We start from the raw sequence: 19,069 nt of genomic DNA on the forward strand, positions 1-19,069 counted from the left end.
TATGTCAGATTCCCGTTTCACCTTATCGCGCTTGCGCCCCCTGCCTTGGCTGTTGCTGGCAGCGATAGTCACCGGCTGTAGCGGCCTGCCATCAGCCAGCGATCAAAGTGCGCCAGCCACGCCTGCGGCCTGGCGCACCAACGCCGGTGCCGCGCTGTCGCCATCGCCTGTCGATCAGCAATGGTGGCAAAGCTTTGGCAGCACTGAATTGAATGCCGTGGTTGTCGCGGCCCGGCAGCAGAGCCTGGATGTCGCAGCCGCCAGTGCCCGCGTTCGCCAGGCCGAAGCGCAGGCGCGCATTGCCGGCGCACCGCTGCTGCCCGAGCTGGCGCTGACTGCCAGTGCCAATCGCGACGGTCGCTTCGACAGCGGCAACACGGCGTTCGGCAATACCTACAGCGCGGGTCTGGCAGCCACCTATGAAGTCGACTTCTGGGGCCGCAATCGCGCCGTGCGCGACGCTGCCGTCGCCACCCTGCAAGCTGCTGCATTCGAGCGCGATACCGTGCGGCTTACGGTCACCGCCGGCGTCGCCTCGGTGTGGCTGTCGCAACAGGGATTACAGGCACGCTTGCTGATTGCCCAAGCCAACCTGAGCAGCGCCGAACGAATACTGGAACTGGTGGCAGCGCGTCAGCGCGCCGGCGCCGCGACACCGCTGGAACTGGCCCAGCAGCGCGGTCTGGTTGCCGCCCAGCGACGTGCGGCGGCGGTGCTGACGAGGCAAATCCGCGACAGCGAATCAGCGCTGGCGGTATTGCTGGCGACACCACTGACCGCCCTGCAACAACGGCCGCGCGCCGGCACATTCGAACAGCTCACCGAACCGGCCATCAGCGCCATGCTGCCGTCGGATTTGCTGCTGCGCCGGCCTGACATCGCCCGCGCCGAAGCCGATCTGGCGGCCGCCGATGCCAATATCAGCGCGGCCCGCGCCGCCATGCTGCCGCGTCTGAATCTGAGTGCCGCAGTCGGCCTCGGCAGCAACCGTCTCAATACCGTGTTCGATAATCCGCTGTACAGTCTGGCGGCTGGCTTGACGGCGCCGATCTTCAATGCCGGCCGGCTCGCTGCCGGACGCGATCTGGCGCGGGCGCAACGGGAAGAATTGCTGGCGGTATACCGCGCCAGCATCATCGCCGCCTTCGCCGATGTGGAAGATGCGCTCAACGCCGTCGCCAGTATCGATACCGAGCGCCGCTTGCAACAGGACGAAGTGACCCAGGCGCGTACCGCATTTGCTTTGGCGCAGGCCCGCTACCGTGCCGGTGCCGAAACATTGTTGACATTGCTGGACACACAGCGCACGCTGTACGCGGCGCAAGATGTCGCGACCCAGCTGCAACAGGCGCGCCTGCAAGCCTCGGTAGCGTTGTTCAAGGCGCTTGGCGGCGGCTGGCAACCGCCAGCATCCTGATCGCCGGCTGTCTGCGCTGAACCAAAGCGGACAGCTGCCGGTCTACCGCTTTCATTCATCACGGAGATGACCATGCCGGTTGCTGTGCGCCCCATTCTGTTCCTCTTTTGTGTGCTGTTGCTGACATCCTGCACCCACGCCGACCCGCGACCCTCAGCCGCCAGGGTACTCCCGGTCACGGCCGAAGATTGCGCCCGGATGCGCGCCGCGCAAGTCATCCAGGATGACAATCCGGTGCCGTGCGAACGTCTGCGCCGGGTCAATTTCGACTATGTCGATTTTGAAGGCACAACCGGCACCGGCAATGTGGTGGTGCTTGACGTCGTGGCCACGCAGACGGCCGGTATTTTTGCCGATTTGAAGACGCACGGCTTTCCGCTCGGAAAAGCGCGGCTGATGGAGTATTACAAAGGCGATGACCAGGCCGCCATGCGCGACAATAATACCTCTGCCTTCAATGGCCGCCCTATTACCGGTGGTGGCGACTGGTCCAAGCATGCTTACGGCGTCGCCATCGATATCAACCCGGTACAAAATCCCTATCTGGCATTCGACGATGAAGGCCACGCCACCATCCTGCCGCCGGACAGCGCCAAGACTTTCGTCAATCGCAGCGAAACGCGCGCCGGTAAAGCCCCGCGCAGCGGCATGGCGGAGTTGGTGCTGGATATTTTCGCGCGCCACGGGTTCCTGATCTGGGGCGGCGACTGGAATTTCCCTGTCGATTACCAGCACTTCGAAATCGGCAGCCGCACTTACATCAACGACCTGTTGCAGAAAACGCCGGAGGTCGCGCGCGACAACTTTGACCGCTACGCGCAACGCTATCGCGACTGTACCGCACAGAGCAGCGAGACCGATCCTGCAAAAAAACGTGCGACGTGCGCAGCACAGGTGCAGCGCTAAGACCGGCGTCCCTGTGCCGGATAACGGCGCAGGTGTATCGCATCCTCAAGTTAAATAGAATTTATTCTATTTAATATTTTCTTTTTTTCTCTCATCATCGCCACTTCGATCTCGATAAAACACTGTTTTCATCGCGATCAAACGTCTCTGCCATTGGCATCCTGCATTGACAGATCTACCGGAGTTGGCAATGAATCGTTGGTCCCCCTGTGCTGCGCTGCTATCCCTGTGCTTTCTGACCGGCTGCAGTACCACCGCGCCCGACACGTCCGCTGTGGCGCAGCAATGTTTTGACGCGCACCAGCAGCGCTTCAGCGAGGTCCTCACCTGTTATCGCGCCGCCCAGGCAAAGGAGCCGCTGCACTATGTCGCCGGGGAAACCACGCAGTTGCCGGGCGTGGAAAAGCGCAGCTTTGCACTGACTTCCCAGCACTGGTCGCCGCACCAGTTGGTGACGCCGGCGGACTGGCAACACGAGGTCACTATCTATATTCCGGCCGATGCCTTGCCCGGCAAGGCGCTGCTGGTCGCCAACAACGGCACCAACAGCGTCAATATCAGCGGCAGCGGCCCCCAGGTCCCTTCCGACTTCACCGAAGCCATGGCGCTGACGGTGGCCCGCCAAACCAGAACCATCGTCATTGCCGTCAGCAATATTCCCAACCAGTACCTGCACTATGCCGATGATGGCGTGGCGCGCCGCGAAGACAGCAGCGTGGCGCACAGCTGGGCATTGTTTTTGCAGGCACCGGAGACCCGGCCATTCATGCCCTTGCACGTGCCGATGATGGCAGCGATTGTAAAAACCATGGATCTGGCGCAACAGGAATTGCAGCCTTGGCATATCCACAGCTTTATTGCCGCCGGCGCTTCCAAGCGTGCCTGGGCCAGTTGGCTGGCGACACTGGCCGATACCCGTATTGAAGCGATAGTGCCATTCGTGATTGATATTCTCGGCACGGATCAGGTACTGGAACATACCCGGCAGACGTATGGCGGCAATTGGCCGCTGGCGTTTGGCGATTATCAGCGTGACGGCATTACGGTCCGGCGCAAGACGCCGCAATTCGACCAGCTGCTGCGGATTCAGGATCCCTTGCGTTATCTCGACAGCCCGCATGCGGCCCGGCTTTCGATCCCCAAGTACATCGTCAATGCCAGTGGCGATGACTTTTTCGTGCCGGACAATACACAATTCTATGTCGATAAGCTACCCGGCGAGCAGGCCTTGCGGATGGTACCGAACTCCAGTCACTACGGCATCAGGGCATATGTGGAAACATCATTGATCACGTTCATCAATCGCCTGCAGCATGGCGTGGCGCTGCCGACTGTCCAGACACAACGGATCAGGGATCCGGCGTCGCCGGGACAGGACAGCCAGCTGCTGCAAATCAGCTTCTCGGAAACACCGGTCAGGGTGCAGCAATGGAGTGCCAGCAATCCGGCCGCGCGTGATTTCCGCTTTGCCTGCGGCATCCGCTATCACTCCACACCGCTGCGCGCGGCGCAGCATATCGCGGTGCAACTCAGCGCGCCGGCTACCGGCTGGAAAGCCACGTTTGTCGAAGCGCAATTTTCTGATGGTTTCGTCGTGACGACACCGGTGCGCATCTTGCCGCAGACCTATCCCGCCACGCCGCCGCCATCGTCCGGGCCGACCTGCAAGACGATTCCCGACGCGCCGTGAACAGACTGTCATCTGCGCGCAAATCCGCGCTCAATCCAGAGGGCCGATCTCTTTGGTCCAGCGCTGGTTCCAGTTGCTGCGATTGCGGATCACGAATTGCTGGTCGATGGCGATCGGTGTGATACCGGCCGGGATGAAACCGTTTGGTCTGACCGGCATATCTTTGCGCAGCGGCAGCAGCCCCACTTCATCGGCAAACAGCTTTTGTGCCGGTGCCGACAACACCGTGTCGACAAACGCCTGCGCCAGTGCCTGCCGCTTGCCGGCCGCTACCGGACACACCGCCACCAGCACCGTGGGCACGCCTTCGCGCGGATACGCGATGCCCACCGGCATGCCGCTTTCCGCTGCCAGTTGCTGGGCCCGGATACTGCCCCACGGCACCATGACGATCTGTTCCGACTGAAACATGGTCAATAATGTCGCCGGCGTATTCGCCAGACCCGGTGTCAATGGCAACACCGCGTTGCGGATCATGTTGAATGCAGCATCCATGCCTTTGTCATTCACGCCACCGTTGACGTGGGCCAGCGCCAACAAGGTAGTCAGACCGTAGCCGTTTTTGGGCGACGCCAGACTGACCCGGCCGCTGAACTTCGGATCGGCCAAATCGCGCCACGAAGCCGGTGCCGGCCATTTGTTATCGGCAAACAGTTTTTTGTTGTACATCAGGCCGAGCGCGACCAGGCCAATCCCTGCCGCCCGATTGTCGTGGAAATGCGCTGCCGCGTCGAACCCGTGCGTCACATCGGCGCTGATTTTCCCGCACAATTTTTCGTCCACCGCCTGCTCCATCAAACTGTCATCCATGAAAGCAACGTCAGTATCGGTGCCGCGCTGCTGATCCGTGCGCAAGCGCTGTAAGGCTTCGGCTGAATTTTCCGGATAGTAAAGCACCGTGACGCCGAATTTCTGTTCGAATTCAGGTATCAGGCGGTTTTTGACGAGCACCGCAGCAGCACCGCCAAGGCCGGCCACGACCAGCGTTTCACCGGCCATCGCCGGCAGCGGCAAGGGCAATAGTGCGGACAGCATCAGCGACAACAACATGGTTCGACATTTCATAGAGCACCTTGGAGCGGATTCGGTTGGCATGTTGCGCAGCCTGCTGTTCGCTGCACGCCACCAATGTAGCATCTGCTTTTGTCGCTGCGCATGGCCAATGCGTGTAAAGAAAAATCAATTCCGGTTTGTCCACAAAAATCGATCCGGTTATCCCGCACATCTCGGCGGCAGTGCCGAACAATATCTCTGGCTGCCCGAGGCCGGCAACGGCAGCGCATATCGATATGCGCTTTCCTTCCTTGTGCTGCCACCGGCCTTGTCTCTATCATGGATGCCCTGCATCGGTTTCGTACGACGCACCGGCGTTCATTCACAGGTGCGGATATGTGGATCGTCCGCTACAATCCCCCGTTCCGACTATAACTTTTATCAAGGAAGGCGCTTCAATGCGACTTGAGACTATTGCCGTTCATGGCGGCTACTCCCCTGACCCGACCACCAAGGCCGCAGCGGTGCCGATTTATCAGACCGTTTCGTACGCGTTTGACGATACCCAGCATGGTGCTGATCTGTTCGATCTGAAAGTGGCCGGCAATATCTACACGCGCATCATGAATCCGACTCAGGATGTACTGGAAAAGCGCGTGGCCGAACTCGAAGGCGGTATCGCCGCGCTGGCACTGGCGTCCGGCCAGGCCGCGATCACGTATGCGATCCAGACTATTGCCGAAGCCGGCGACAACATCGTCTCGGCCTCGACCCTGTACGGCGGCACTTACAATCTGTTTGCGCATACGCTGCCACAGTTCGGCATCGAAACCCGCTTCGCCGACTATCGCGATCCGGAATCCTTCGGCAAGCTGATCGATGACAAGACCAAAGCCGTCTTCGTCGAATCCATCGGCAATCCGCTCGGCAATATCACCGACATCGAAAAGATCGCCGAGATTGCGCACCGCCATGGCGTGCCGCTGATTGTCGACAACACCGTGCCTTCGCCTTACCTGCTGCGTCCGATCGATTTCGGCGCTGACATCGTGGTCCATTCGCTGACCAAATATCTGGGCGGCCATGGCAACTCGCTGGGCGGCGCGATTGTCGATTCCGGCAAATTCCCGTGGGCCGAGCACAAGCAAAAATTCAAGCGCCTCAATGAGCCGGACGTGTCCTACCACGGCGTGGTCTACACCGAAGCGCTCGGTGCCGCCGCCTATATCGGACGTGCGCGTGTGGTGCCGCTGCGCAATACCGGCGCGGCGATTTCGCCATTCAATGCCTTCCTGATCCTGCAAGGGATTGAAACACTGGCGCTGCGCATGGAACGCATCACTTCCAACACCGCGCACATTGCCCAGTTCCTGCAACAGCATGCCAAGGTACAGTGGGTCAACTACGCCGGTTTGCCGGACCATCCCGACCATGCGCTGGCGCAGAAATATCTGGGCGGTCGTCCGTCCGGCATTCTGACGTTTGGCGTCAAGGGCGGTCTGGCCGGCGGCACCCGTTTCCAGGATGCACTGAAGTTGTTTACGCGCCTGGTCAATATCGGCGATGCCAAGTCACTGGCATGCCATCCGGCTTCGACGACGCATCGTCAATTGAATCCGGAAGAATTGGTCAAGGCCGGCGTCACCGAAGATACGGTGCGGCTGTCGATCGGCATTGAGCATATCGATGATTTGCTGGCCGATCTGGAGCAGGCACTGGCTGCGGCATAAGCACACCACGGCAGCAGCAGGACAAACCTGATCGCTTCCGCAAGCGGCGATCAGGTCTTGAAAATTGAGGAAAAAACAGTCAGCGCGCCAGATTCAACTGACGCCGTTGCAGCAATTCAAACACCACCATGCCGCACAGCATGGCCAGCACGAATACCGCACCCTTGCTCATGCCGGCACCGAGTAACACCAGCGCCGGACCGGGACAGATACCCGCCAGGCCCCAACCGATTCCGAACAGAATGCTGCCGCCAGCCAGACGGCCGTCGATCTCGCGCGTGGCTGGCAATTGCAGCGGCAAGCCCAGCAATGAGCGGCGACGTTTTGCCGCGATCCGAAAGGCAATGGCCGCCACCGCGATGGCGCCCACCATCACCAGCGCCAGCGACGGATCCCAGTGACCGCCGATATCGAGAAAACCGAGCACTTTTTGCGGATCGGCCATGCCCGCGATGATCAGGCCGATGCCGAATACCAGGCCGGTAGCGAAAGCAGAAAGAATAGGCAGCATGATTCAGAACAGGTGACGAACGAAATAGACCGTCAGGAATCCGGCAGCCATGAACAAGACGGTAGCGACCAGCGAGCGCGGCGACCAGCGCGAAATGCCGCACACGCCATGACCGCTGGTGCAGCCGGAACCATAACGGGTACCAATGCCGACCAGCAGGCCGGCCACGATCAGCGTGCCCCAGCCGGCATCCACCTGTACCGGTGGCAATGCGGTCCACAACCGGAACAGCAAGGGTGCCGCAACCAAGCCGGCGACAAACGCCAGCCGCCAGCCGAGATCGCCTTTGACCGGTCGCAGCAGACCGCCGACGATGCCGCTGATACCGGCGATGCGACCGTTGAGCAACAGCAGCATGGTGACCGCCAGCCCGATCAATACCCCGCCGGCCAGCGCTGTATAAGGTGTGAAATGCCCCCAGTCGATCGACATCCGTTACTTTCCTTGGCATGAAAAAATGTGGTGCCGGTATTATGCACCAGCCGGCACCCGGGCTCGCATTCCCCGGCGTTGTTTACTGCGAAATATGACGAAATCATGAAAACTTGCGTACAACATATCCAACTGCGGGGGATATCGCCGCGATATGGCATGGTGCAGCGGTCAATTATTGCCCGATTGAAACAATGTCAATTTGCGGTTGCATTCGGTCCCGGCAGGCAAACTGATGAAAACCAGTCAAGCACCCGCCGGCCTGACTTACAGTCCATGCGCCGCCGCCAGCAATTCAAATGACCGTATCCGGTCTTGCGGTGCATGGGTCCAGCAGGTAATGCCGATTTCATCGGCCTGCACCCGATCCGCCAACTGATGCAAACGCGCCATCACGTCCTGCGGCGTCCCCACCAGGTTGGGTTGCATTTGCTGCGCAATCCGCTCGCGCTGAGCCGCAGTAAAGGAATGCGCCTGGGCCTGGGCCGGCGTTACCAGCGGCGCCCGCACGCCGTCATCCAGCCGGGTGCGCCACAAGGCGCGTGGTCCGAACAGATATCGCGCATGCTCGTCGGTATCGGCGGCCAGCGCCCATACCATGACGGCGGTATAAGGTTGCGCCCCCAGCGAACCGGGGCGGAACGCCTGGCGATAAGCGGCAAATGCCTGCTCCACGCAACCGACACTTTGTTCGGCCGAATAATTGAAGCACAGCGGCAAGCCCAGACTGGCGGCACTTTCCGCGCCGGCCACCGAGGTCGCCAGCAACCACGGCTGGGCGCAACCGGGATTGCGCGGCAATACCTTCAACCCGGCCACATCGGCCTGCACCGCCGGCGTTTCACCCCTCAACCAGCACATCAATTCCCTGATCTTTTGTTCGAACTCTTCACGGTCGCCGCTGGCTCCCGGATTGAGCGCATTGAAACTGCGACCATCCCCGCCCGGCGAACGTCCCAGCCCGAGATCGATACGTCCCGGCGCCAGCGCTTCCAACACACTGAATTGCTCGGCCACCTTGAACGGCGCATAAAACGGCAGCAACACGCCGGCGGCGCCGATGCGCATGCGGCTGGTCAATACGCTCAGCGCACCGAGCAGAATTTCCGGTGCACTGCCGACAATCGCCGGGTTGTTGTGATGTTCGGATACCCAGAAACGGTGATAACCGGCTTGTTCGCAACGCTGCGCCAGCGCCAGCGTGTTGCGCAAGGCGCTGGCGTGCGTGCTGTCTTCGTTGCAGGCGGATTGTTCAAACGCAATCAGCGGCCGGCGTCGGGCTGGCGCACTCATGCCGGCACCGGAATCACATACGGCATGCCATCGGCCTGCCCCACCAGCGCGCCGATGCCATACACAGTGGCGATATTGGCTGGCGTCAAGACTTCTTGCCACGGCCCCTGTGCCAGGTTGCGGCCCTGATGTAACATCACCAGCCGGTCGGAAAAGCGACTGGCCAATCCGAGGTCATGAATTGCAATCAAAATACCGGCGCCTTGTTGCCGCGCCAATTCGCGCGCAATCGACATGGCTTGCACCTGATGCCGCAAATCCAGATCGCTGGTCGGTTCATCAAGCAACAGGAACTGTGCCTGTTGCGCCAGCGCCCGTGCCAGCAATACGCGTTGCCGCTCGCCGCCGCTGAGCTGCTCATATGAACGCAGTGCCAGCGCTTGCAAGCCGAACCGCTCGATGGCATCGGCCACGATCCCGAAGTCATGTGCAGCACTGACACTGCCGCGATACGGTGCGCGCCCGAGCGCCACCATGTCCGCCACGTTCAAGGCCATCGCTGCCGCCGTCTGTTGCGGCACGTAAGCCACGCGCTGCGCCAGTTGCCGGCGTGACATCGCGTGCAGTGCCTGACCGTCAAGTGTCACGCTGCCGGCGTGCGGCCGCAAAATCCGGTTGAGACACTTGAGCAAGGTACTCTTGCCGGCACCATTCGGCCCCACCAGACTGACCACTTCGCCCGGCCGCACCTGCAAGTCAACCCCATCCAGCACGCTCTTGCCGCCGTAGCGATACTGCAAGCCACTGATGTTGAGCATCAGGCACCTCCCCGATGGCGGCTCGACAACAGCAAATGCAAGAATAACGGCACCCCGAGATAGGCCACTACGATGCCGACCGGAATGATCACCGGGGCGAACAGCAAACGCCCGGCCATGTCCGCCAGCAGTACCAGCAAGGCCCCGGTCAGTGCGGCGAACGGCAGCAGGCGGCGATGATCGCCACCGATCAGCAGGCGCGCGATATGCGGCGCCACCAGCCCGACGAAACCGATAACACCCGTAAAACTGACAATCGCGGCCGTGATCATGACGGCGACAATGGTGACCACCGCGCGCACCCGGCCGACATGAAAGCCGAGCGAGGTAGCCACTTCATCACCGCCGGCGGCAAATGCATTCAAGGCCCAGGCATGGGCGTACAACACGGGAATGCCGGCCAGCAAAATCAGGCCGGCAATCGACACTTCATTCCAGGTACTGCCATTGAGTGAACCAAAGGTCCATTGAATGATGGCTGATAGTTGCTGCTCGGTGGCGATGAACTGCACGCTCGCCGTCAACGCCCCGAACAGATAGGTCAGGCCGACGCCGCCCAGCACCAGCATGGTGGCGCTGACGCCGCGCAAGGCCGAAAATGCCAGTACCAGCGCGGCACAAATGACCGCACTCAAAAACGCCGCAGCGACGGTCAGCCACGGACCGCTCAACGGCAATGCCGAAGCGCCGCTCAAGATCGCCAGCGAGGCACCGAAGGCTGCCGCCGGTGAAATGCCGACCGTATACGGACTGACCAGCGGATTGCGCGTGATGCCTTGCATCGCCACCCCGGCCAGCGCCAGACCGGCACCGGCGATCACCGCCATCAAGGTACGCGGCAATCGCAACTGCTGCAATACGGCGATTTGCAGGGGCCCGATATCGGTCAGCCAGGCCGCCGGCAACAGCGGCGCCAGCAAGGCACGCCAACTCTGTCCGGGGGTCAAGCTGGTGACGCCGGATGCGGTCGAGGCATACACCAGCAACAGCAGCAATGTCGCGGCCAACAGCAACAGCCACAGACTTCGCCGCTGGTGCTGCCGCAAAGCGGCTTTCAACGCATCGCGCGACAGCATGGCGGCGCTGCGGCTCATCGCACATCTCCACTCTTGCGCAAGGCCGCCAGCGAAACCGTGTAACCGCCCAGCGCCGGCACTTGCTGAAACTGTTCCAGCCAGGTTCGCATCACCCGCTCTGGTGCGATATCGGCAAACCGTTCCGGATACAACCAGCAGGCAATCTGCAACGCCCCGACAATCTTGGAGCAAGCGCTGGCGAGGTAATAACTCATGTGATAAATCTGACCGCTGCGCGTGGCTGGCAACTGCTCGAAACCGGGCCGCGCGGCGATCGACTGCAAGACCTGAATGGAAAATGCCCGGCTATGCGATTCATATTGTCCCGGTTGCAGTTTGATGATGACATCCGGGCGGCGCGCCAGAATTTCTTCCGGGTCGACACTGAAACCTTGCACACTGCCGCGCGCCGACGATTGATCGAACAAGGTAATATCGCCGAACACGTTATGGCCGCCGCCGAGCTCCACCATGTCGTGCCAGCCGGAACCTTTGAGCAGGGTTTTATAGTTGCCGACTTCTTCGATATACACGCGCTTGCGCACCACGCCTTGCAATCGCTGCGCCAGCAAGTTGCGATAGCGGCGGTAAAAAGCGTTCAGGTTTGCCGCCTGCTGCGATCGGCCATACAGGCGCCCCAGCAAGCTGACGTTTTCTTCATGTTTAAGCACATCCCAGGCCGTCAATACCACCACCGGGATGCCAAAGCGACCCAACACGGTGGCGGCTTTTTGCCAGTCGCTGTTGCGCGGGAAAAATACCGCGTCCGGGCGCATGGCCACAATCGCTTCAAAATTCGGACTCGATTGCCCTTGCCCGGCAAACATGGCATTGGTCACACCGGGCCAGTAGCGATGACTTTTGGCGGCGTCGATATCCACCCCGACCACAGCTTGCATGGCGCCGATGGCGCGCACGAATTCGGTGGTGTAGCGATTGAAAATCACGGTACGCTGCAACGGCGTCCTGAGCGTCAGATCGCGTCCGACGTCATCGCGGATACTGACACTGACACCCGCCGCAGCGGGCGGCGCCGGCGCCGCCGAGACCGGCAATGCCGGCCACAGCAGCAACCCGGACAGCAGGCGGCGGCGCTTGCTGTTGACGGTTATCGGGGGCATCAACTCAGGTGTCATCGGGTGCTCAGAAACCCAGATTCATGGTCGCGGTATAACTGCGCGGCGCACCCAGAATCCATTGCGTGGTGGAACCGGCATAGGTCGACGCGGCATACAGCTTGTCGGTCAGGTTATCAATCCGGAAATCGACTTTGAGCCTGGGATTGACTTGCCAGCTCAGGCCCAGATCGGCCACCGTATATGCCGGCAGACGCGAAGCCACGGCATTGCCGTTGTCCGAATAGCGATCGCTGACGTAATGGGCGCCGGCCCGGGCTTCCCATTCCGGCTGGAAGTGCCACGACACAAACAGATTGCCGGTGCGCTTGGGCACGAATTGCGGACGGTAACCGGCCAGTTGCACCTTGTTCGAGACAAAGTCGTCAAAGCGCGCATTCAGGATCGCAGCATTGGCCTCGACCCGCCAGGCCGCATTCAGTTGCAATGCCAGCGCGCCTTCGATACCGCGCGAGGATTGTTGACCGACCAGTTCGGAAATCGCCGGCGTATTCACGTTTTGCGTCAGCAGATTGCTCTTGATGATGTGATAGGCCGCCAAGGTCCACTCTGCCCGGCCGCCCCACAAGGCCTGCTTGGCGCCGATTTCGACTTGCTTGCCTTTGGACACGCCGTATTGCATTTGCGACGCGCTGAGGCTGGCCAGCGAGGTAACCGGATCAGATGCCGTGGCATATTGCGCATACAGGGACATCTCCGGCACCGGGTTGTACACCACGCCGCCATTCCACGCAGTGGCATTGACGGAACCGGTGGCAGTGGCACCAGTGATGAAATCATCACGCTGGGTCTGATAGTGATCGCCGCGCAAACCACCGCTGATGGCCCATTGGTCCGTCAACTGATAGCGGTCTTGCAAGAACAATCCGGCCTGATCGACGCTGGCGCGGTACAAGGCCTTGATCGGGAAGTTGCCGCCTTGCGCAAACTGCCCCGGATTGAAGTTATAGGCGTTGACCACCGTGCCGCCGGGGAAATTGCCGCCCACCGTATTGTCGTTGCGGTCATAGCGCGAACGGTTGAGATCAAAACCCGCCACCAGTTGATTCTTGCGGCCCCATAACTGATTATCCAGCGTCAGATAACCGTGATCGCCGTATTGGGTCTGGAAACCGGTAATGTCGCGGTAATTGCTGCGCGCCACCGTGTTGGTCGCCGGCTTGAACGTATAAGTGTAGGTTTCCTTGTAGGCGCGTTCATGGCGAATCAGAAAGACATCGTTGCTGAACACCAGATTGTCGGCGATCTGATAACGCGCGCGCAGATAGGTGCGGTTCTCGGTGAAGCGCACATTGGCATCGTCGACGTTGTAATTATTGAAGCGCGAGCCGGGAATGATCTGGCCGTTATAGACCGGCGTGCCCTCGTAACTGCCGGGTTGGATGTCGCCGTAATCGTTGGACAGCGTCAGCGTCAGATCGCGGCTGGCCTTCCATTGCAGCGCGGCGGAAATCGCCAGACTGTCATTGCGGCCGCGATCCATCCAGCCCTCCGAACCGACGTGACTGATATTGAAGCGGTAGGCCAACTGGTCGTTGATCGGACCGGTGCTGTCGAAGGCTTGACGGAAGGTGCCGAACGAACCGGCCGACAATTGCAGACTGTTCGATTGCTTCTGGTCATCCGGTTTTTTCTGCACTACATTGACGGCGCCGCCGACAAAGCCGGTGCCATACAGTACCGACGCCGGGCCGTTGAGGAATTCGACGCGCTCGACATTCCACGAATCGAACGGAAACGTGACGACGCCGCCGGCGTTATACAACTGCATGCCGTCATACAGTTGCGAGATCGAATTGGGACCGTAAAAGCCGCGTGCACTGAGGGAATTGTTGCCGTTGCCGGAAAACGGCACGGAGGTAATGCCCGGTGCCCGGGTTTCGGCGTCGACCAGACTTTGATAGCCGCGCGCCCGAATCGTGTCGCCGCTGATCACGGTGACGCTGGCCGGTGTTTCCAGCGGCGTCAGATTGAGCCGCCCGCCAGCGCCGCTGGGCCGGTGCAACTCGCTGTTGGCCTGCTCCGATACCAGTACTGCCGGCAAGGCCGGCGTCTCGTTGTTGGTTTGCTGTGCCAACGCGCTGCCGGTGCTGATGCCCGCAGTTACGCCGGTAGCTGCCATCGCCAGCAGCGATGCCCGCGACCAGCGCTGCGGCAAACCGCCTGATTTGTTTTTTTTCACTGCCACTTCCCCTGTCACGACCGCCCTCTGCGGTCTTTGTGCGCAATACGCCTCCCCGCGCATCGTCATCAAAGGAAACTGAAGATCTGGAATCGGCAAACGGAATCCAGGCATCACGCCGTCCGGCGTGGCCTGTCGGCGGTAACTGTTCCGGCCATGGACAAATCCCGCCCATCCGCGCGAGTCGTGACCCGGGCGTACAGACATGCATTTTTCAGGAATCGGATCGGGTGCCGCTTGCTCTCGTTCGCGACACACCCCGTCCGCAAATTTCCACCTGTTCTGGCCGGTATCCGGGCTGACAGGACTGATTGCCTCGCCTTCCCATGCCGTTGCAAGCACAGTGGACCATGAGACAACCTGGCGCGTTGCGGGTCAGCAAACACGACGCCTGTATTACCGTTGCGGGGGCAGCACACGTTGATCGCCGGCTTCTGCCGGCGCGTGTTTCCCGTTTAACTGCAGCCAAGGACATGGCCGCGAGCACCAAAACCTGACGATTTTACTGGAATGCAGGAACAGCGGCAATCAAACAGCGGCGCCGGCCGTGTCCGCCATGCCATTTGGTGTGGCCGGTGTTGTTTACTTCAACCCCAGACGTTTCGCCAGCCGGTTCAGGTTGGCGCGATCAACCCCCAGTTCGCGCGCGCTCGATGCCAGATTATTGGCGTTGCGCGCCAGACTGGCAGCGATCAGACTGCGCTCATAGGCGGCCACCGCCGCCTTCAATGGAGTGCCGGCGGCCACTGCCGACGCAGTGGCCGCAGCGGCCGATGTGGACGGCGACGTCGCCGCCAGCAAATTGAAATCCTCCGCATGCAAGGTCAGGATGCGCGGTCGCTCGGGGTATTTGCCCAGGGCTTGCAAGGCACTGCGTCCGATCAGATGTTCCAGTTCGCGGATATTGCCAGGCCAGTCATGCGCCAGCAACGCCTCTTGCGCATCAGCACTCAGACGCAAACTGTGCAAGCCGAGCCGCGAGCGATTCTCTTCCAGAAAGAAGCCGCTGATCAGCAGCACATCCTGGGCCCGTTCGCGCAGCGGCGGCACCGGCATCGGATACACACTGAGCCGGTGATAGAAATCAGCGCGGTAATGACCGCGCCGCACTTCGTCGGCCAGATCGCGATTGGTGGCGGCAATCAGGCGCACATCAACGCTATGTTCGGCATCTGATCCGACCCGCTGCAACTGCCCGCTTTGCAATACGCGCAACAGCTTGGCCTGTACCGCCAGCGGCAATTCACCCACTTCATCGAGAAACAGCGTGCCGCCGTCGGCCAGTTCGAACTTGCCGCGACGGTCATTGATCGCGCCCGAAAATGCGCCGCGCACATGACCGAACAGTTCGCTCTCGACCAGGGTTTCCGGCAAGGCCGCGCAGTTCAGGCTGATCATCGGTTTGTGCGCACGCGGCGATGCCGCATGAATCGCCGCCGCCACCAATTCCTTGCCAACCCCGGTCTCACCGGTAATCAAGACCGTCATGTCGCTGGGACCGGCCAGCCGGATATTTTGCAGCAAGCGCTTATGCGCGGCGCTGTGCCCGATCAGTTCGCGCCGGCTCTGACTCGCCGCCAGCCGATAGGCTTCGGCGCGCAAGCGCTGCTGTGCGCTGTCGGCCGCCAGCAGGCTGATCCGTTCGGCGACGTTGACGGTGGCGGCAGCCAGACTGGCAAAGGCCTGCAATGATGCCGGATCAAGCTGATCGAAACGGCCGCCGCCCAAGGCATCGAGCGTCAGCAAGCCCCAGGGCCGGCCACCGATGTACAACGGGCAGCCCATGCAATCGTGCACATGCAACTCGCCGGAATGGGCTTGCACCAGACCGTCGTAGGGATCCGGCAATGGCGAATCGGCGGCAAAGCGGGTCGGCCCTTCGTGCGCCAGCAAGGTTTGCAGGCGCGGGTGTTCGCTGACCCGAAAACGCCGGCCCAGCGTGTCGCTGCTCAAGCCGTCGATGGCCAGCGGCACCAGAAACTCGCCTTCCAGCCGCAACAACGCCGCCGCGTCACAGGGAAACAAGGCGCGCATGGCATCGAGCAGACGGCGATAGCGTTCGCGTTCGTTCAGGTCCTGCGACAGATCGTTCATCAGCGGGATCAGCGCATCGAGCAGGATTTTGTGCGTCATCCGTGTGTCCCGGCCAAGAAATGTTGTAGTCAAAAATACTTGATTGAAGTCAATTTGACTCAGGTTATTCCGACCCGGCAAAACTTCAAGCGACTGATTGTAAAGGTTTTTTCTTCTGGCATGCATCTTGAGTATAGAAAGCTAAACATTTCAGCCCTCATCTCAAGGAGTCTTGCATGCTGTCCGATCACCACCGCGCCATTGTCAAAGCCACCGTCCCACTGCTGGAAAGCGGCGGCGAAGCCCTCACCACCCATTTCTATCGCTTGCTGCTGCGTGATCATCCGCAAGTGGCGCCGCTGTTCAATCAAGCTCACCAGGCCAATGGCGACCAGCCACGGGCACTGGCCAACGGCATTCTGATGTACGCCCGCCATATCGACCGCCTGGAACAATTGGGCGGCCTGGTGTCGACTATCGTCAACAAACATGTGGCGCTGCAAATTCTGCCAGAGCACTATCCGATGGTCGGCGCCAGTTTATTGCGTGCGATCCGCGAAGTACTCGGTGCCGGGATCGCCACCGATGAGGTCATCGCGGCCTGGGGCGCAGCCTATCAGCAACTGGCCGATATCCTGATCGGCGCCGAACAAAGCATGTACGACGAACGCGCCAACGCCGTCGGCGGCTGGCGCGGGGCGCGGCCGTTCGTGGTCAGCCGCAAGGTCGAGGAAAGCGAGGAAATTACGTCGTTCTATCTGACGCCGCAGGATGGCCAGCCCTTGCTGGCATTTCAGCCCGGGCAATACATCGGCTTGCGGGTGATGGTGGATGGTGTCGAAATGCGTCGCCAGTATTCTTTGTCGGCCGCCAGCAATGGCCGCCAGTACCGCATCAGCGTGAAGCGCGAAGCCGGCGGCAAGGTCTCGCATCATTTGCATCGGCAGGTGCAGGAGAACAGCGTCATTGAGCTGTTCCCGCCGTCCGGTGAGTTCACCCTCAATGCCGGTGACAAGCCCTTGGTGTTGATCAGCGGCGGCGTCGGCATCACGCCGATGCTGGCGATGCTGGAAGTGGCGCTGCCGAGTGCGCGGCCAGTGGTGTTCATTCATGCGGCCCGGCACGGCGGCGTGCATGCCTTCCGCCAACGACTCGAACAGTTGGCACAACAGCACCCGCAACTGCAACACTTTGTTTGTTATGAACAGACCCGGGCCCAGGATCCGGCTCCGGATGCCACCGGCTTGCTGAGCCAGGAACAGTTGCGCCGCTGGATGCCGGCCTCGGTAGATGTGGATGCCTACTTTGTCGGTCCGCGCGCCTTCATGCAGGCGATCAAGCGTTACCTGCGCGAGATCGGCGTCCCGCCAGCGCAAAGCCGGTTCGAGTTTTTCGGCCCGGCCGCCGCACTCGACTGAAGCTGCCCCCCCGCTGCTGCAGCGTCGCGCATGACGGTGCGGCGGTCCGATTGCTGTCCACCCATGTTCCCCATGAATCTCGACAAATACAAACATCAACACAGCGCGATCCTTGACAGCATTCGCGCCCTCAAGACCTTTTCCAAGCTCGGCATTGCTGAGCATGCCGCTGATATTGCCCGCCATGTCATCGAGATGAGTTCAGTCATCAAACTGCATCTGGCAATCGAAGACCGTTTTCTGTATCCGGCGCTGCAACAGCGTGGCGATCCGGCATTGGCCGGCATGGGCCGCCAGTACCAGCACGAGATGGCGCAGATTGCTCAAGCCTATGGCGCGTTCGCCAAGAAGTGGAATGATGCCGGCAATGTCGCCGGCGATCCCGAGGGGTTTCGCGCCGAAGCCAATCGTGTGCTGAAACTGCTGCATGCACGCGTGCTCCGGGAGAACCGGGATTTCTATCCTCTGATCGAGCAGTCCTGAGGCTGCTGGAAAAGTATCGCGCTCAGTCAGGCTGGCGGCTGTCGCGCAATGCTTCGGCCAGCGCGATATCGAGCGTCGCCATGTGCTGGATGAACCACTCCGGCAACAGGCGGATGATTTTCTGGCCGAACAGGACATCGCCTTCCATCACTTGCAATGCAGCCTGATGCAAGATGCTCAGGATGCGCGCATGTTGCTCGCGATGGTTTTTGAGACCGGGAAATTCCAGCGTTTCCATCAAGTCTTCTTCACTGCGGAAATCGCTTTCGATTTTTTCCAGCAAATGTGCGTAACCGGCGGAAAAATCAGCGCCGCTGGCATCGCGCAATTGCGCCAAACCATTCAAGATGTCTTGATGTGATGCATCCAGTTCGGGCATCCCGAATGACATGTCGGTGGTCCAGATAACTTCTGACATCGCTTTCCTTTGTACTGTGCCGGCCTCGCGTGTGGTCCTGCCGGCAGTGCGGATGATCATGCAACGTATTTGCCTGATGTATTGGCACACATGGTAAGCGCCGCAGCGCAAACAGATGTTGATGCAAGTCAAAGGAATTGCAGTTGGCGCTGTCAACAATATCGTAACGCGCTAAGATGGGCCTCTTTGCCGCCCGGGCGGCATGGCATTTCGTTTTACCGTTTCACACCATCCACACTGATCAGAGAAAGAGCGCAGACATGTTCAAGACCATACTCGTTCCTACCGACGGCTCGCTGCTGTCGGCCAAAGCCATCAATGCCGCAATTGAATTCGCCAGCGGCAATGGCAGCAAGGTCATCGGTTTTACGGTGGTCGAGCCCTATCCGATTTCCTACCTGGCCGAAGGCTCCGTGGTCATCGATCCTGATGCCTATGACAAGGAAATGCAGGCACTGGCCGAAGCACGCGTGAAAAATATTGCCGATGCGGCAAAGGCACGCGGCGTGACAGTGGAAACCGAGATTGCCGTTTCAACCAGCCCCGGCGAGGA

At 60.5% G+C, this 19,069-nt stretch carries 17 protein-coding genes and 1 riboswitch; of the genes, 7 read left to right on the forward strand and 10 right to left on the reverse strand.

Annotated elements, in window-relative coordinates:
* Nucleotide 1 precedes the first annotated feature (1 nt).
* From AKL27_RS02645 to AKL27_RS02655, 3 genes are all read left to right on the forward strand, one after another.
* The gene (locus AKL27_RS02645; protein ID WP_050461118.1) at nt 2-1,417 is read left to right on the forward strand and encodes an efflux transporter outer membrane subunit; all 1,416 of its coding nucleotides are present in this window, start codon (nt 2-4) and stop codon (nt 1,415-1,417) included.
* Between the two features lie 72 nt (nt 1,418-1,489).
* On the forward strand, nt 1,490-2,323 hold the full coding sequence (locus AKL27_RS02650) for a M15 family metallopeptidase (protein ID WP_083438823.1): 834 nt from the start codon (nt 1,490-1,492) through the stop codon (nt 2,321-2,323).
* Nucleotides 2,324-2,513: 190 nt separating this feature from the next.
* Entirely contained in the window at nt 2,514-4,013 is a 1,500-nt protein-coding gene (locus AKL27_RS02655; RefSeq protein ID WP_050461119.1) for a PhoPQ-activated pathogenicity-related family protein, read from the forward strand.
* A 30-nt stretch (nt 4,014-4,043) separates the two neighbouring features.
* On the opposite strand, the gene AKL27_RS02660 is transcribed toward AKL27_RS02655, so the two are convergent.
* Nucleotides 4,044-5,078, reverse strand: a complete 1,035-nt coding sequence (locus AKL27_RS02660; protein ID WP_198155862.1) for an extracellular solute-binding protein — start codon at nt 5,076-5,078, stop codon at nt 4,044-4,046.
* A gap of 386 nt (nt 5,079-5,464) precedes the next feature.
* Between AKL27_RS02660 and AKL27_RS02665 the strand changes: the two genes are divergently transcribed.
* Complete coding sequence (locus AKL27_RS02665) at nt 5,465-6,736, forward strand: O-acetylhomoserine aminocarboxypropyltransferase/cysteine synthase family protein (RefSeq protein ID WP_050461123.1); 1,272 nt, start codon at nt 5,465-5,467, stop codon at nt 6,734-6,736.
* Between the two features lie 79 nt (nt 6,737-6,815).
* On the opposite strand, the gene AKL27_RS02670 is transcribed toward AKL27_RS02665, so the two are convergent.
* The 8 genes from AKL27_RS02670 to norR all read right to left on the reverse strand — a co-directional run bounded on the left by AKL27_RS02670 (nt 6,816) and on the right by norR (nt 16,257).
* Nucleotides 6,816-7,247, reverse strand: coding sequence for a DUF6691 family protein (locus tag AKL27_RS02670; protein WP_157056759.1), 432 nt, complete (start codon nt 7,245-7,247; stop codon nt 6,816-6,818).
* Between the two features lie 3 nt (nt 7,248-7,250).
* Nucleotides 7,251-7,679 carry a YeeE/YedE family protein gene (locus AKL27_RS02675; RefSeq protein ID WP_050461125.1) on the reverse strand — a complete coding sequence of 143 codons (429 nt, stop codon included), beginning with the start codon at nt 7,677-7,679 and terminating at the stop codon, nt 7,251-7,253.
* Nucleotides 7,680-7,946: 267 nt separating this feature from the next.
* On the reverse strand, nt 7,947-8,972 hold the full coding sequence (locus AKL27_RS02680) for an LLM class flavin-dependent oxidoreductase (RefSeq protein WP_083438825.1): 1,026 nt from the start codon (nt 8,970-8,972) through the stop codon (nt 7,947-7,949).
* Nucleotides 8,969-9,730, reverse strand: coding sequence for a heme ABC transporter ATP-binding protein (locus AKL27_RS02685; RefSeq protein WP_050461126.1), 762 nt, complete (start codon nt 9,728-9,730; stop codon nt 8,969-8,971). Before AKL27_RS02685 ends, AKL27_RS02680 begins: the two co-directional genes overlap by 4 nt.
* Entirely contained in the window at nt 9,730-10,824 is a 1,095-nt protein-coding gene (locus tag AKL27_RS02690; protein WP_083438826.1) for a FecCD family ABC transporter permease, read from the reverse strand. The genes AKL27_RS02685 and AKL27_RS02690 overlap by 1 nt, the downstream gene beginning before the upstream one ends.
* Complete coding sequence (locus tag AKL27_RS02695; RefSeq protein WP_083438834.1) at nt 10,821-11,927, reverse strand: ABC transporter substrate-binding protein; 1,107 nt, start codon at nt 11,925-11,927, stop codon at nt 10,821-10,823. The genes AKL27_RS02690 and AKL27_RS02695 overlap by 4 nt, the downstream gene beginning before the upstream one ends.
* Nucleotides 11,928-11,949: 22 nt before the next feature.
* Nucleotides 11,950-14,124 carry a TonB-dependent receptor gene (locus tag AKL27_RS02700; protein WP_232310878.1) on the reverse strand — a complete coding sequence of 725 codons (2,175 nt, stop codon included), beginning with the start codon at nt 14,122-14,124 and terminating at the stop codon, nt 11,950-11,952.
* 267 nt (nt 14,125-14,391) lie between these two features.
* Nucleotides 14,392-14,630: riboswitch (cobalamin riboswitch) on the reverse strand.
* 76 nt (nt 14,631-14,706) lie between these two features.
* The gene (gene norR / locus AKL27_RS02705) at nt 14,707-16,257 is read right to left on the reverse strand and encodes a nitric oxide reductase transcriptional regulator NorR (RefSeq protein WP_050461127.1); all 1,551 of its coding nucleotides are present in this window, start codon (nt 16,255-16,257) and stop codon (nt 14,707-14,709) included.
* A gap of 176 nt (nt 16,258-16,433) precedes the next feature.
* On the opposite strand from norR, the gene hmpA reads away from it, so the two are divergent.
* Nucleotides 16,434-17,615, forward strand: coding sequence for an NO-inducible flavohemoprotein (gene hmpA, locus AKL27_RS02710; RefSeq protein WP_050461128.1), 1,182 nt, complete (start codon nt 16,434-16,436; stop codon nt 17,613-17,615).
* 72 nt (nt 17,616-17,687) lie between these two features.
* Complete coding sequence (locus AKL27_RS02715; protein WP_050461129.1) at nt 17,688-18,098, forward strand: hemerythrin domain-containing protein; 411 nt, start codon at nt 17,688-17,690, stop codon at nt 18,096-18,098.
* A gap of 22 nt (nt 18,099-18,120) precedes the next feature.
* Here AKL27_RS02715 and AKL27_RS02720 read toward each other — a convergent pair whose 3' ends face one another.
* Nucleotides 18,121-18,516, reverse strand: coding sequence for a bacteriohemerythrin (locus tag AKL27_RS02720; RefSeq protein ID WP_198155863.1), 396 nt, complete (start codon nt 18,514-18,516; stop codon nt 18,121-18,123).
* A gap of 260 nt (nt 18,517-18,776) precedes the next feature.
* On the opposite strand from AKL27_RS02720, the gene AKL27_RS02725 reads away from it, so the two are divergent.
* A partial coding sequence (locus tag AKL27_RS02725; RefSeq protein ID WP_050461131.1) for a universal stress protein occupies nt 18,777-19,069 on the forward strand: 293 nt, incomplete at its 3' end.

Origin of the sequence: Herbaspirillum autotrophicum, assembly GCF_001189915.1 — a bacterium.
Taxonomy (GTDB): Bacteria; Pseudomonadota; Gammaproteobacteria; order Burkholderiales; family Burkholderiaceae_D; genus Herbaspirillum; species Herbaspirillum autotrophicum.

What these genes read in the sequence shown, in the direction of transcription:
- AKL27_RS02645 (WP_050461118.1), top strand. Translation starts at nt 2, where the DNA reads ATGTCAGATTCCCGTTTCACCTTATCGCGCTTGCGCCCCCTGCCTTGG.
- AKL27_RS02650 (WP_083438823.1), top strand. Translation starts at nt 1,490, where the DNA reads ATGCCGGTTGCTGTGCGCCCCATTCTGTTCCTCTTTTGTGTGCTGTTG.
- AKL27_RS02655 (WP_050461119.1), top strand. Translation starts at nt 2,514, where the DNA reads ATGAATCGTTGGTCCCCCTGTGCTGCGCTGCTATCCCTGTGCTTTCTG.
- AKL27_RS02660 (WP_198155862.1), bottom strand. Translation starts at nt 5,078, where the DNA reads ATGAAATGTCGAACCATGTTGTTGTCGCTGATGCTGTCCGCACTATTG.
- AKL27_RS02665 (WP_050461123.1), top strand. Translation starts at nt 5,465, where the DNA reads ATGCGACTTGAGACTATTGCCGTTCATGGCGGCTACTCCCCTGACCCG.
- AKL27_RS02670 (WP_157056759.1), bottom strand. Translation starts at nt 7,247, where the DNA reads ATGCTGCCTATTCTTTCTGCTTTCGCTACCGGCCTGGTATTCGGCATC.
- AKL27_RS02675 (WP_050461125.1), bottom strand. Translation starts at nt 7,679, where the DNA reads ATGTCGATCGACTGGGGGCATTTCACACCTTATACAGCGCTGGCCGGC.
- AKL27_RS02680 (WP_083438825.1), bottom strand. Translation starts at nt 8,972, where the DNA reads ATGAGTGCGCCAGCCCGACGCCGGCCGCTGATTGCGTTTGAACAATCC.
- AKL27_RS02685 (WP_050461126.1), bottom strand. Translation starts at nt 9,730, where the DNA reads ATGCTCAACATCAGTGGCTTGCAGTATCGCTACGGCGGCAAGAGCGTG.
- AKL27_RS02690 (WP_083438826.1), bottom strand. Translation starts at nt 10,824, where the DNA reads ATGAGCCGCAGCGCCGCCATGCTGTCGCGCGATGCGTTGAAAGCCGCT.
- AKL27_RS02695 (WP_083438834.1), bottom strand. Translation starts at nt 11,927, where the DNA reads ATGCCCCCGATAACCGTCAACAGCAAGCGCCGCCGCCTGCTGTCCGGG.
- norR (WP_050461127.1), bottom strand. Translation starts at nt 16,257, where the DNA reads ATGACGCACAAAATCCTGCTCGATGCGCTGATCCCGCTGATGAACGAT.
- hmpA (WP_050461128.1), top strand. Translation starts at nt 16,434, where the DNA reads ATGCTGTCCGATCACCACCGCGCCATTGTCAAAGCCACCGTCCCACTG.
- AKL27_RS02715 (WP_050461129.1), top strand. Translation starts at nt 17,688, where the DNA reads ATGAATCTCGACAAATACAAACATCAACACAGCGCGATCCTTGACAGC.
- AKL27_RS02720 (WP_198155863.1), bottom strand. Translation starts at nt 18,516, where the DNA reads ATGTCAGAAGTTATCTGGACCACCGACATGTCATTCGGGATGCCCGAA.